8 protein-coding genes are annotated in these 13,932 nt (G+C 64.6%); 3 read left to right on the forward strand and 5 right to left on the reverse strand.

Annotated features, from left to right (window positions below; translation table 11 throughout):
* Positions 1–112 precede the first annotated feature (112 nt).
* From BVG12_RS18770 to BVG12_RS18780, 3 genes are read right to left on the reverse strand one after another with little or no spacing between them, the layout of a single operon-like run.
* The gene (locus BVG12_RS18770) at positions 113–1,324 is read right to left on the reverse strand and encodes a cyanophycinase (RefSeq protein WP_075793723.1); all 1,212 of its coding nucleotides are present in this window, start codon (positions 1,322–1,324) and stop codon (positions 113–115) included.
* A gap of 1 nt (position 1,325) precedes the next feature.
* Positions 1,326–4,067 carry a TonB-dependent receptor gene (locus tag BVG12_RS18775; protein ID WP_075793724.1) on the reverse strand — a complete coding sequence of 914 codons (2,742 nt, stop codon included), beginning with the start codon at positions 4,065–4,067 and terminating at the stop codon, positions 1,326–1,328.
* 34 nt (positions 4,068–4,101) lie between these two features.
* Complete coding sequence (locus BVG12_RS18780; RefSeq protein ID WP_075793725.1) at positions 4,102–5,049, reverse strand: MurR/RpiR family transcriptional regulator; 948 nt, start codon at positions 5,047–5,049, stop codon at positions 4,102–4,104.
* A 150-nt stretch (positions 5,050–5,199) separates the two neighbouring features.
* On the opposite strand from BVG12_RS18780, the gene BVG12_RS18785 reads away from it, so the two are divergent.
* From BVG12_RS18785 to BVG12_RS18795, 3 genes are all read left to right on the forward strand, one after another.
* Positions 5,200–6,318, forward strand: a complete 1,119-nt coding sequence (locus BVG12_RS18785) for a succinylglutamate desuccinylase/aspartoacylase family protein (RefSeq protein ID WP_075793726.1) — start codon at positions 5,200–5,202, stop codon at positions 6,316–6,318.
* Positions 6,319–6,332: 14 nt separating this feature from the next.
* Complete coding sequence (locus BVG12_RS18790) at positions 6,333–7,703, forward strand: YfcC family protein (protein WP_229503654.1); 1,371 nt, start codon at positions 6,333–6,335, stop codon at positions 7,701–7,703.
* Between the two features lie 531 nt (positions 7,704–8,234).
* Positions 8,235–9,848: an outer membrane protein assembly factor BamB family protein gene (locus tag BVG12_RS18795; protein WP_156895671.1), complete on the forward strand. Its 1,614-nt coding sequence runs from the start codon at positions 8,235–8,237 to the stop codon at positions 9,846–9,848.
* 370 nt (positions 9,849–10,218) lie between these two features.
* Here BVG12_RS18795 and BVG12_RS18800 read toward each other — a convergent pair whose 3' ends face one another.
* Together BVG12_RS18800 and BVG12_RS18805 are read right to left on the reverse strand one after the other, a co-directional pair.
* Positions 10,219–11,811 carry a GH39 family glycosyl hydrolase gene (locus tag BVG12_RS18800; protein ID WP_083685212.1) on the reverse strand — a complete coding sequence of 531 codons (1,593 nt, stop codon included), beginning with the start codon at positions 11,809–11,811 and terminating at the stop codon, positions 10,219–10,221.
* Positions 11,812–12,015: 204 nt separating this feature from the next.
* On the reverse strand, positions 12,016–13,881 hold the full coding sequence (locus tag BVG12_RS18805; protein WP_075793729.1) for a phosphoenolpyruvate carboxykinase (GTP): 1,866 nt from the start codon (positions 13,879–13,881) through the stop codon (positions 12,016–12,018).
* Positions 13,882–13,932: the final 51 nt, after the last annotated feature.

Consider the following 13,932-nt stretch of genomic DNA (forward strand, 5'->3'; position numbering starts at 1 on the left):
CCCGCGCAAGCGGGGCCCATGCTGAGCAAGCGGGCCCGCGGCGCCAAGCCGGCACTACGCTACTTCAGCATGGGGGAAGTCGTTTCCGGCAGTGCCGGAAACGACGGTCTTGCTACTCCACCGTATAAAACGGCTGGTGCACCCGCACCGCCCGCACATCCATCCTGATCCGGTAGATCGAATACGCATCCTCGCGGTTCGTGACGTACTCCCCGCTGTCCGGCATGCGCGTGAACGTGAATTCGAACCCGTGGTCCGGAGACTGGCTGTCCGGCCCTTCGAACGCCACGCCGACGGCGCGCTCCAGATCGCTGTCCGCCAGCTTCTCGAGCAGGTCCGCGACCGCCGTGTTGCCGAGGATGTCGGTATAGAAGATCGGCGCGCGGTGCTCGACGTACTTCCTGTCCACGGGCTCCTTGCCTGGCCCCGGCACATAGGTGCGCGTGGCCAGGTTGAACCGGTCGCCGCTGTCCAGGTAGCTGATGCGCGCGTTTGAAAGATTAAACCCCGGCTTAGCCTTGTCGGTGCTGGCATCGAGCAGGTCGAGCACGAGCGCGCCCCGATAACCGATCACCGTGACATCGCGCCCCGGCCCCACGACGGCGGCCGTGTTCTCGTCGATCCCCAGTCCCAGCGTATAACCCTTGGCCAGCATCGCGGGCAGCATGCGCCCGAAGCGTCCGCGCGCGAGCAGGTGCTGGTCGACGAAGACGTCCGTGCCGATGAAGCCGAGGCCCGGCGCGATGTCCTTGCCGTCCACCACGCCGTTCTTCAGCACCGGCATCACGTCCAGCGGCGGGTCGTAGAACATCGTGCTGCTCATGATGGCGGCGCCGGCGCTCGTGCCCGCGATGACGCCGCCGCGCCGGTACAGCGCCCACAGCGCGTCCAGCACGGCCGTGTTGCTGCCGTCGGCGCGCCGCAGAGCACCCGTGATGCGGGCTTGGTCCCCGCCCGTGAAGAACGCGCCGCCGGCCTTGCGCACGGCATCGGCCAGGGCCGGATCGTCGGCAGCTTTACGCGCGCCAAGCCCGGCCAGCCGCGGCGCGACCGGCACGACGAAGGCCCTGGCGCCGTAACGGTTCAACGCATCCACGGTGAGCTGCGCCTCCTTCGCGGGATTCTCGGCGGCGGTCGGCAGCACGGCGATGCGCGCGCCCTTCCCGCCCGCCAGCGCGACGATCCTCTCCCACACCTCGGCATTGTTCGCACGCAGGCCGCCGCCGATGATGACCAGGGAACCCTTGGGGCCGGTCACCGCCGCGGCGGCGGCCCATGCGCCGACGCCCGCAAGCGCCAGCACAACGCACAAGCGCTTCAACATATCAGCGGAACGAGTAGTTCGCGCTCACGAACGCGCTGCGGCCGCGCGGGTCGGTGTAGCTCGGGTCGTACCCGGCCAGGAAAAAATAGGCCTGGTTCGAGAACGGCGGATCGGCGTTGAACAGGTTCAGCACGCCGGCGCGCACCTTCAGCTGCTTGCTGACCGTCCAGCTGCCCGTCAGGTCCCACAGCGAATAGTATTTCACGTGGTTCGGCGGGAGGAGCTTGTCCGTGTACGGGTCGTAGGTCGTGTTCTGGTCCGTGTAGCCGGTCGAGTACTGGTTCGCCAGGGTCAGCGCGAGGGGGCCGTTGTCCCATTCGACGTTCACGCGGTGGCGCCACTTCTGGATCACCTGGTCGTTCAGGAACACGCCCAGATTGCTGCGGAACGGCTCCGCCGGACCGAACTGGCGGTCGTAGTGCAGGATCAGCGTGCCGGACAGGTTGACGCCGAAGCGGCCCCACGCTCCGCGCTCGGTACTCCAGTCGGCGCCGATGTCGAAGCCCGACGTCTTCAGCTTGCCCTGGTTTTCCTTCATCAGGAGGATGTTGGAGATGAAGCCGTCATCGTCGCGCTGGATGTACTTGCCGTTGTACGCCGCCGGGTTTTCGATGATGACCTGTTCGCCCAGGGTGCTGATCACGTCGCGCTTCTCGATGTTCCAGTAGTCGATCGAGAGGCTCGTGCGCTTGACCGGCTCGAACACGACACCCAGGGTGAACTGGCGCGATTTCTCCGGCTTGAGGTTCGGGTTCGAGCGGCGTTCGACGTCCCACTGGTCGGTACACGTGTCGATGCTGCCTTCCTGCTTCACGCACTGCGGGTCGGTCAGGATGCCGGCCGTCGTGCCGAAGATCGTCGGGCGCTTCAGGTCCGACAGCGACGGCGCGCGGAAGCCCGTGCCGGCCGACGCGCGCAGCAGCAGCGATTGCACCGGCTGCCAGCGCAGGCCGATCTTCGGATTGGTCGTGTTGCCCACTTCGCTGTAATGGTCCCAGCGCAGCGCGAACTGCATCTCGAGTTCCTTGGTGAACGGCGCGACCACCTCCGTGAACACGGACGCCACCTTGCGTGTGTTGTCCGCGGTCTCGACGTCGGCCAGCTGGCCGGCCGGGATCGTGCTGTCGCGGTCACCGGCGATGTTGTTCGACTTGAGCAGTTCCGACGGCGTGAACGTCTGGTGCTCGTGCCGCAGCTCGCCGCCGACCGCGAGCGCCAGGTCGCCGCCGGCCAACGCCATCAGGGAACGCGACATCTTGCCGTCGAGCGAAGTGGACACGCCTTTCGCCTTTCTCGCCTCGTCGTTGATCTTGATGCCGTTGATGAGGTCCAGGCCGGCCTGGGACGACGGCGCGAACGGATTGATCGTCCCCGCGCGCACGCCGGCTTCGAACTTGTCGTACAGGACGTAGCCGTTCACGTATTTGTCGACGGCCTTGTTCTCGGCGCGCCCCAGGGCGACGTCGTAGTCCCAGCCCGCGAGCGTGCCGGTTGCGCCCAGCAGCAGACGCTGTCCGCTGCTCGTCACTTCGTTGCTGCGGTTGCCCGCTTCCGCCATGCGGTAGCGGATGCCGCTGAACGTGGCGGGCAGGCCAGGAGCCGACAACGCCGTGCGATACGCGCCCGGCAGGATGCTCACCGGCAGACCACGGATGCGGACGGGATTCGGCGACAGCACGTACTTCGACTTCGCCTCGGCCTGCATGAGCTCCGCGAACAGCTGGTTGTCGGCGTCGAGCTGGAACGTGGCGCGGCCGATGAAGCCGATCTTGCGCGAATCCGGATAGATCTCGGTGTCTTCCATGTAGTCGTAGCTGCAGCCCGCCGCGCCACCCGGTCCCTTTTGGGCATAGACGGTGGCGGGCGGATTGCACTTCGGCGAACTCGGATTGATCCGGCTGGACGTACTGCCGGCCGGCAGCAGGCCCGCCGCGATCAGCGCCGCCCGCTGCGCGCCCGAGACGTCGAAGTTGGCGGGGAACGTGTTGCTCGACATCTGCGCCGGCAGGGTCGTCGCGAGCGGGCGCTCCGCGATGAACCGGCGCTGGCCCGAGCGCAGGCGGTCGAGCTGCTGCACGTCGAGCACGCCGAACACATTGAAACGGTCGGTGTTCAGGTCGCCCGTGCCGCCGCTGAGGCTCAGCGTGCGCTTGCCCGCGCCGCCCTGCTGCGTGCCCGCGCCTGACGCAGCCAGGTCGATGCCCGTGTAATCCTTGCGGGTGATGAAGTTGATCACGCCGCCGATGGCATCCGTGCCGTAGATCGCCGACGCGCCGTCCTTCAGCACCTCGACGCGCTGGATCGCGCCGGCCGGGATGTTATTCAGGTCGACGCCCGAGTTGTCGCCCGGGGACGCGAAGTTGGCAAGGCGCCGGCCGTTCAGCAGCACCAGCGTGGACGACACGCCGAGGCCGCGCAGGTTGGCGCCGTTCAGGCCGCGCTGGCCGGACGTGCTGTCCGAGATGCTGGGCCCGTCCGTCAGCGGCGCCGTGTTCGCGCTGATGTTCCTGACCAGTTCCGCGGCCGTCGTGGCGCCCATCTTCTCGATGTCCTCGCGCGAGATCAGTTGCACGGGCAGCGCGGTCTCGGTGTCGATGCGCTTGATCGACGAACCGGTGATTTCCACGCGGTGCATCTTGGGTTCGTCCGCCTGCGCCTGCGCGCTGGCCTGCTGCGCCGTCAGGGCAGCGATGGCCGCCGCGATGACAGTCGGTTGCAAGGCTCTCGAGAAATGCTTGGTCATGCAGTACTCCCTCTCTTGGTGTCTGGGTGGTGACTCAGGGCTTCTTCGCGACGGGGCGCTTGCGCACGCCCTCTTTGATCTGGTGCTCGCCATGCAGATAGGCGGCGATGGCCTCGGTGTGGCGCGCCGCCTTGGCGACGTTGGCTTTGTTGGACGTCATCAGCGACACCGCCAGCGCCTCGATGACGGCCAGCGCGGCGCTCGAACTGCTGGGCAGCACCGGATGCGCGCTATGCGCGTACAGCACGTGGTGCCCCAGCTCGGCGAGCGGCGACGCGGGCGAGTCCGTGATGGAGACGATGGTCGCGCCGGCATCGCGCGCGAACCGCGTCAGCGACGCGGCGTCCAGCGTGTAGCGCGGCAGCGAGATCACGACCAGCACGTCCTTGCCGGTGACGGTGGCGAGATGGCTCGCCGCCACCTCCGTGCCGCCGCTTGCGGCCACTTCCACCACGTGCCGGCAGAATGGCTGCAGGTGCATCGCGAGCGCACCCGCGAGGAACGACGACAGGCCGAAGCCCAGCACGTACACGGTGCGCGCCTTGGTGAGCACCATGCCGATGCCGTCGATCTGCGTGCCCGCCAGCGCGCGGCTGGTGGCCGTAATGGCCGCTTCGGCATAACCCAGGCTTTCCAGCGCGGGCGACACCTTGGCGGTGCGGCGCGCGATCATGCTGCGCAGTTTTTCGACGGGCTGCAGCACGGACTGCAACGTCTCCGCCACCGCGCCGCGCATCGCCGCGTAATTTTTAAACCCGAGGTCGCGCGCGAAGCGGCTGATGGTCGCCGTCGACACATCGCACGCGTCGGCCAGTTCCTCGATCCCGAGCGCCGTCACGCGCACCTGGTTGCGCAGCACGTAATCCGCGATCGCACGGTTCGACGCCGAGCCCTCGGCCAGCACCCGCAACAGCGACCGGCCGAGCGAAGACTCGGCGAATCCGATGTCGGGCGAAGCGCTGGACGGGACGGGAGGAGTCATCGTAACGGGATGTCAATGAGTTAACATTTTTAAATGTAAAACAGGTGCGGCGCGCAATTCAACAAGATTTTGAAAATAAACTTTCATCGATTTACGTTGTGTAAAAATTCATACATAATCGGCCAAAGCGGTCGCCAGGAGATCTTGCGCATGCATATGAACACACACCCGATCGCCACCGAGCCCGGCCTCGCCACGTATCAGCTCACGTCGTACCACTACGGCAGCGCAGGCAGCGGCAAGAAGGTCTACATCCAGGCTTCGCTGCATGCGGACGAAGTCCCCGCGATGCTCGTCGCGCATTTTCTGCGGCGCGAACTCGAACGCCTCGACGGCGACGGCCGCATCCATGGTGAAGTGATCCTGGTGCCGGCGGCGAATCCCGTCGGGCTGTCGCAGGTCGTGCACGGCATGCCGCTCGGGCGCTTCGACCTCGGCACCGGCGTCAATTTCAACCGCGGCTTCCGCCACGTGGCCGGCGAACTCGAAACGGCGCTGGCCGGCAAACTCGGGCCCGACGCGGCCGCGAACGTCGCCGCGATCCGCGCGGCAGCGCGCGCCGCCGTCGAACGCTGGGATCCTTCCGATGCGACCCAGGTGCTCAAAAAGACGCTGCTGGCGCTGGCGATCGACGCCGACATCGTGCTCGATCTGCACTGCGATAACGAAGCGCTGCTGCACGTGTACACCGGCCCCGCGCTGGCGGAACGCGTGAAACCGCTGGCGGCGCTGCTCGGTGCGCGCGCCTATCTGCTGTCGGCCGAATCGGGCGGCGAGCCGTTCGACGAAGCGTGCAGCCGGCTGTGGTGGGAGCTCGCCGCGCACTTCGGCCCGGAGATTCCCATCCCGCCCGCCTGCGCCGCCGTCACGGTCGAACTGCGCGGCGAGATGGACGTGCGCTACGAGTATGCGGAACAGGATGCGCAGGCGCTGCTGCAATACCTCGCGCGCGAAGGCATCGTCGACATGCCGCAGACCGCGCTGCCCGAGCCGCTGTGCGAAGCGACGCCGCTCGAAGCCGTCGAACCCTTGCCGGCGCCGCAATCGGGCGTGCTCGTCTTCCTGAAAGCGCTGGGCGAGGAGGTCAAGGCGGGCGATGCCGTCGCCGACATCGTCAATCCGGTCACCGGCGACACGGCCACCGTGCGCGCCAGCCGCGACGGTCTGCTGTTCGCCTCCACCGCACACCGCCACCTGCTGCGCGGCATGCAAGTCTGTAAGATCGCGGGCACGACGCCCTTCCGTTCCGGTTCACTTCTAAGTCAATGAGTATGCGCCTGCGAATGCCCAACACCTTCGTGCTGCTGTTCGCGATCCTCGCGCTGATCGCGTTGGCGACGTGGCTCGTCCCCGGCGGGAAGTACGAGACCCATCTCGTGAACGGCAAGCAGCTCGTCGACCCGGCCTCGTTCCACTACGTCGCGAACGCGCCGCAAGGCCTCGTGGCCTTGATGAAGGCGCCCATCAAGGGTTTCGTGGAGGCGGCGCAGATCATCGGCTTCGTGCTGATCGTCGGCGGCGCGTTCGCCGTCGTGCAGAAAACCGACGCGATCGACACGGGGATCCGCTCGATCGCCCGCATGCACGAGCACTCGGCACTCGTGCGCGCCGCGCTGATTCCCGTTTTCGTCACCTTGTTCTCGCTGGGCGGCGCCACGTTCGGCATGAACGAGGAGGCGATTCCGTTCGTCCTGATCTTCGTGCCGCTGGCGCTGGCGCTCGGCTACGACACCATCGTCGGCGTGTCGATTCCGTTCCTCGGTTCGCAGGCCGGTTTCGGTGCCGCCTTCCTCAATCCGTTCAACGTCGGCATCGCCCAAGGCATCGCCGGCGTGCCCGTGTTTTCGGGGATCGGGTATCGCTTGATCGTGTGGGTCGCGGCGACGTCCGTCACGATCGCCTTCCTGATGTGGTACGCGGCCCGCGTCAAGAACAACCCCACACTGAGCCCGACCTATGTGCTGGACCAGACACGGCGCCTTGAACGGCCCGCGGCCGTGGCGCTCGACCGCATGACGGGCCGGCACAAGGCGGTGCTGGCGATCTTCGCGCTGGCGCTGGGTTCGATGGTGATCGGCGTGGTGAAGTTCGACTGGTACATCGACGAGATCGCGGCGCTGTTTTTGTCGATGGCGATCGTCGTGGGCATCGTCGGGCGCCTCGGGCCCGACAACTGGGTGGCGGCGTTCATGCAGGGGGCAAAAGACCTGGCGCCGACGGCGCTCGTGATCGCGATCGCGCGCGGCACGATGATCCTCGCGCGCGACGCCCACATCATCGACACGATGCTGCACGGCCTGATGCCGCTCGTGCAATCGAGCCACCCCGTGTTCGCGGCGCAGAAGATGTATCTGATCCAGTCCGTGATCAACTTCTTCATCCACTCCGGCACGGGCCAGGCCGCGCTGACGATGCCGATCATGGCGCCGCTCGCGGACCTCGTGGGCGTCACGCGCCAGACCGCGATCCTTGCTTTTCAACTCGGCGAGCTGTCCACGCCGATGATCCCGACGTCCGGCATCACGGTGGGCGTGCTCGCGCTCGCGCGCGTGCCGTGGCTCACGTGGGCCAGGTGGATGATCCCGCTGCAGCTGATCTACCTCGTGCTGGCCCTCGCCCTGCTGGTGCCGCCGTGCCTGATGCAGTGGGGCTAAGAACGCCCGGCAAATCCGTTCGACATACCGCCAACAGATGAGCGAGCAGGCCAGCAAGAGCAAGGCCTGATGAATGCTTGTAGCCAAGCTTCCCCCGATCAGTTGGGTTTCGGCCGGTATGCTCGCTCGATCCCACGCGATCTGGCCATATTCGCGGAGCCGGCGCCACCTTGATCGGCCTTGCAGCACGGGCTTGTCGAAGGAATAAAGCTGCGCGAAGGCATTCAGCATAGCAGACAACGATGCGGCAAAATCATCGGATTGTCACAAGGAAAAAATTGTTGGAATTTTAATACTTTGAACTTGTCGCACGTGCAACGCGATCGCATAATGACAGGTCACCGTTGCTGTATTTATATCGTTACCCGATCCGGCTGACGTTTCGCTGCCAACGCGACGCCAAGCCACTGCAGCGCACTGAGCTTAGTGGGACACCCTTGCTGTCAGTCCTATTAATTTTCCTCAAAGCATTATTCAACCTTATATGACAACCATGTCGCATACCGCGACAGTAAGCGATCGCACAACAAAATGAATTTACGCTATCTTGTCCTGGCAATCAGCACGACTTTCCTCACCGCTTGCGGTGGTGGTGGTGGCGGTGGTGGTGGCGGTGGCAGCGGTGGTGGCGGTGGCGGCAGCGGAACCACGCCCGCACCTGCTGTCCCGCCACCTTACACGCTCAGCACGAGCACCGTTAATGCGAAATACGTGGCCGGGTACCCTGCAACAGTCAACGTGACGGCCACCCAGACGACGCCTTTCGTTGGCGTTGCGTATCTCAAGCTCACCTCCGACAGCGACGTCATCCAGTCGATGCAGGCCAAGCCGAATACGGACGGCAGTTTCGCAATCACGCTTAGCACTTCCGCCACTGCGATCGCCGGCCACTACGCAGGGCAGATCACGGTGAACGTGTGCAAGGACGCGGCATGCACATCTTCGTTCGACGGCGCGCCGTTCAAGGTCCCGTATGTCATCGATATTGTTCCTGCAGAAGGCGGCACGATCCCGTCCAACCTCACCGCGCTTGCGTCCATCGCCGGCGCCGGGGACTGGAGCGGCTTCCAGGGCAATGCGGCGCACACGGGCTTCGTTCCTGTTGCGCTGGCCCCAGCCAAGTTCGCGGTGCGCTGGAAATACGAGGCGGCGTCGGTGAACGGTTACCAGATGACGATTTCGGACATCGTCACCAGCGCCGGGCAGCTGTATTTTTCGACCGGCGGCTTCTGGGATGCCGGCCGCGTTGGCCACAACCTGTACGCATTCAACGAGCAAGATGGCAAGCAGTCATGGATTCACGACTTCGGTAACCTGCAGACGCCAACCACCAACCCGCCCGGCGTTGCCAACGGCAAAGTCTACCTGTTCGCTGGTTCGCAGGAATCGACGGCCATGTTCGCATTCGATGCGAAAGATGGCACACAGCTGTTTTCGACGCCCGGCTCGTCACAGTGGGAGCACTATCTTGCACCGGTCGTTGTCGGCGGCAGTGTTTACTCCGAGGGTGGCACGTATGGCGGTATGTTTGCGTACAACGCAGGTACGGGTGCCATGCAGTGGTTCACCAATCTCGCGCAGATCGATGGCTGGACACCGGCGGTCGATGCCGACAACGCCTATGTCTACCTGAATAATGCCCTGGACATCGTCGATCGCCGTACCGGCACCAAGGTTCGCCAGATAGCGGGGACGGCGAATGCCTGGCCCACCGGTGCGACGCCGCTGATCGGCGCGCCGGGTAACGTGATCGTCACCGGGAACGAAGCGTTGATGAACTTCGATACGGTGAACGGGCAAGTACGCTGGACGGTGCCCGGACATTTCCACGCGGGATCGGCCTACGACAACAAGGAGATCTTCGTCCTGAACGGGGGACCTTATGTGCTCGAAGCACGCAGTGAAACCGATGGCAGCAAGCTGTGGAGCTGGACGCCACCGGCCCCGACCGGTGGCTGGCGCGGCAACGTCCTGCTGACGCAGAACCTGGTCTTCGTGAGCACGGACAGCGCTACCTATGCGATCGATCGTACGAGTCATGCAACGGTGTGGACGCAGCCGTTTCCCGGCAAGCTGACGCTGTCGGCCAACGGCGTTTTGTATATCAATAACGATACGAGCATCCTGGCGATCAATGTGAAATGATCGCTGGAGATACGCTGGCTCATGGCTGGCGTATCTCGACGGAGGCCTGCAAACGACAACGCCACCCGAAGGTGGCGTTGTCGTTCCACTGCTGTATTCCGGTGGCCCGGGATGGAATCGAACCACTGACACCAGGATTTTAGTTCTAGCACTTCTTCGCCATAGCCAGTGTCTACTTCTGGCCTGACGTGGCCTTGCTGGCTTCGGGTATCGCGGCCTTGGCGGCAATACGCCGTCGTAAGGCAGTCCGGATGCACTAGAACCGCCTCCAATGCTGTTCGAGCAGTACAAGTATCGATCGCGCGGCGGCACGAAATGAAAAAATGGCCGCGAGCGCGGCCATCCGGATGCGACCAGGGAGCGTCGTGGTTCAGCGCGACGTGGCGATCTTCACCAGCACCACGTCGTTGACGCGCATCGGCACCTGCAGGTTCGCGGTGCCGTTCGCCGCGACCTTCACGGTGCGCGTCTCGGGCTTGTCCACCGTCTGCGCCTGCAGCTGCGCGAGCTGCGCACTGGTGAGCGTCTTCGGCTTGCCCATCTCGATGTAGGCCGTGTGCGCATCGTTGGCCTTGAAGCCGGTGCGATAGACCTGGACCTTGTAGGTGCCCGGCGCCATGCCCTTCAGGGTGAGCTTCAACGGCGTGCCGTTCTTCGTCGGCTGGACCACGCCGAAGAACGGGCGGTTGCTCTTGTTGCCCATGTCCGGTGTCTGGAAGTCCCACGCCAGCACCTGCACGCCGTCCGGGTCACGCTTGGAATCGCGCGTCACCCAGCTCTGCTTGTCGGTGGTCTGCACAAGCTGGTCACCCAGCTCGTGCAGATATTTATAGGCGAACCAGGCCGGCTTGCGGATGCCCTGCGGGTTCATCAGGCCGAAGCCGCCTTCGAACGGCGCGGTCGGCGGGCCCGGTTCCTCGAACAGGTCCGTATAGGTCCAGTAGCTCATGCCCTGCGCGAGGCCTTCCGTCGCCTTCAGCTTGGACAGGATGTAGGCGGCGCTCATGTACGAATCGTGCACGAGGTCGCGCGGCGAGTAGCTGGTGCTCCATTCGGTGAAGTACAGCGGCAGCTTCGGCAGGTAGGAGGCTTCGATTTCCTTCCTCACCTTGCGCACGTCGCCCACGATGCCGTCCGGCGATGGGGACAGCTTATTGTCGCCCTTGCCCTCTTCGTCCAGGAAGCCGCCGTCCACGCCATAGGTGTGCGTGGCGATGAAGTCGACCGCCGCGCCGCTCTGCTGCGTGTGCGCGAGGAATTCCGGCACCCAGGCCGCGCCCGCCGTCGCCGGACCGCCCACGCGCAGCGCCGGGTCGATCGCCTTGAGGGTCTTCGAGGTCAGGTCGAACAATGCAAAGTATGCCTTCTGGTCGGCCTTTTCCCAGAAGCCGTCCAGGTTCGGCTCGTTCCACACTTCGAAGAACCAGGTACGCACTTCGTCCTTGCCGTAACGCTGCTGCACGTGGCGCACGAAGGCGTCGACGAGGCCCGCCCACTGGTCCGGTTTCGGATGCGACGTATTGCCCTTCCAGTAGAAGATGCTGTTGTCCGACGTCTTCATCGCCTCCGGCGTGAAGCCCAGCTCGACGAACGGCTTGATGCCCATGCCCAGCAGCTTGTCGTACAGGTAGTCGATTTTCGTCCAGTCGTACACGGGCTTGCCGTCCACGACCTTGTACGTGCCCAGCACGTCGTGGAAGATGGCGTGGAAGCGGATGTAGCGGAAGCCCAGTTCGTCTTTCGCGATTTTCAATTGCGCCAGGCTGTCGTCGCGGATCAGCGTGCCCGGATAATCCGAGCCCACCGACAGGTCGGCGAAGTGGTCGCGTGCGACGGTCGGCGCCTTGGCGTCGATGACGATCTGGCGCGCGGCGTCTGCGGCCAGGGCGGTCGCGGGGAGTGCGAATGGGGAGGCGAATGCCAGCGCCAGAGCGGCGCGCAGCACGGTGCGGCGTTGTCTCATGGTTATTATCCTTATGACGTCGAAGGGCGATGTTTGCGCTAACAGCGCGTCGATGCCAAGGATAGAGGATAATTCCGGATTAGTAAAATCAAGAAACAAATTGGTAGCGCTACCCGATAAATAAAAAAAGGACAGGCGCCCAGGCCTGTCCTTTTCCGTTTGTTGCGGCCGCCTCATCGTGCGACCGTCGTCTCCCCGCTTACTTTATTCGGCCAGACGCGTCTCCAGCTGCTGCTTGGTGGCCACCAGCTCCTGCGGCAGGCGGTAGGCCAGCTTGTCGAACAGTTCGCTGTGCAGCTTGAGTTCTTCGCGCCATGCATCCTTGTCGATCGACGTGATCCGGTCGAATTGCTCGGTCGTGAACTCGATGCCGGTCCAGTTCAGGTCGCCGTACGTCGGGGTGGTGCCGAACATATGCTCGACGCCGCCGCCCTGGCCCTGGCTGCGGTCCAGGATCCATTTCAGGACGCGCATATTGTCGCCGTAGCCCGGCCACACGAACTTGCCGTTGTCGTCGGTACGGAACCAGTTGACGCAGAAGATCTTCGGCAGCGCCTGCGGGTTCTTGTCGGCCACTTTGCGGCCCAGGTCGAGCCAGTGCTGGAAGTAATCGCTCATGTTGTAGCCGATGAACGGCAACATGGCGTACGGATCGCGGCGCACGACGCCCATCTGGCCGGCGGCGGCGGCCGTCGTCTCCGAGCCCATCGTGGCGGCCATGTACACGCCTTCCGTCCAGTTGCGGGCTTCCGTCACCAGCGGCACCGTCGTCGAGCGGCGGCCGCCGAAGATGAAGGCCGAGATCGGCACGCCGGCCGGATCGTCCCAGGCCGGGTCGATCACCGGGTTCTGCGTGGCGGCCACGGTGAAGCGCGCGTTCGGGTGCGCGGCCTTGGTGCCGGACGCCGGGGTCCAGTCCTTGCCTTGCCAGTCGATCAGGTGCGCGGGCGCTTCCTTCGTCATGCCTTCCCACCACACGTCGCCATCGTCCGTCAGCGCCACGTTCGTGAAGATGACGTTTTCGCGCAGCGAGGCCATGCAGTTCGGGTTCGTCTTTTCGTTCGTGCCCGGGGCCACGCCGAAATAACCCGCTTCCGGGTTGATGGCGTACAGCTTGCCGTCGGCACCCGGCTTGATCCAGGCGATGTCGTCGCCGATGGTGGTGACCTTCCAGCCTTCGAAGCCGGTGGGCGGGATCAGCATCGCGAAGTTCGTCTTGCCGCAGGCCGACGGGAACGCGGCCGCGACGTATTTCTTGTCGCCCTGCGGCGATTCCACGCCGAGGATCAGCATGTGTTCGGCCAGCCAGCCCGGACCGCCCTGCTGGGCGTCCTGGTAACCCATATTGGAAGCGATGCGCAGCGCGAAGCATTTTTTACCCAGCAGCGCGTTGCCGCCGTAGCCCGAGCCGAACGACCAGATCTCGCGCGTTTCCGGATAGTGCACGATGTACTTGGTCGAGTTGCACGGCCAGCGCACGTCCTGCTGGCCCGCCTGCAGCGGCATGCCGACGGTGTGCACGCACGGGACGAAATCGCCGTCGCTGCCCAGCACGTCGTACACGGCCTTGCCCATGCGGGTCATGATGCGCATGTTGACCGCGACATACGGCGAATCGGACAGTTCCACGCCGATGTGCGCGATCGGCGAGCCCAGCGGGCCCATCGAGAACGGCACGACGTACATCGTGCGGCCGGCCATGCAGCCGTCGAACAGGCCGTTGAGGGTCTGGCGCATTTCGTTCGGGTCGACCCAGTTGTTGGTCGGGCCCGCCTGCTCTTTCGTCGCCGAGCAGATGAAGGTGCGGTCTTCCACGCGCGCCACGTCGCTCGGGTCGGAGCAGGCCAGATAGGAATTCGGGCGCTTCTCCGGGTTCAGGCGCTTCATCGTGCCGGCCTCGACCATCTGCGCGCACAGGCGGTCGTACTCGTCTTTCGAGCCGTCGCACCAGTAGATGGCATCGGGCTTCGTGAGGGCCGCGATCTCGGCCACCCAATTGATGAGCTTGTTGTGCTTGATGTAAGCTGGGACGTTCAGTGCGGCGACGCCGCCCATCACGGGCTGGTTCATACATACCTCCAATGCCAATTAAGAATTCCTGGCGATTCCGACAACCTTCAA

It is taken from the genome of Massilia putida (genome assembly GCF_001941825.1).
GTDB lineage: Bacteria > Pseudomonadota > Gammaproteobacteria > Burkholderiales > Burkholderiaceae_D > Telluria > Telluria putida.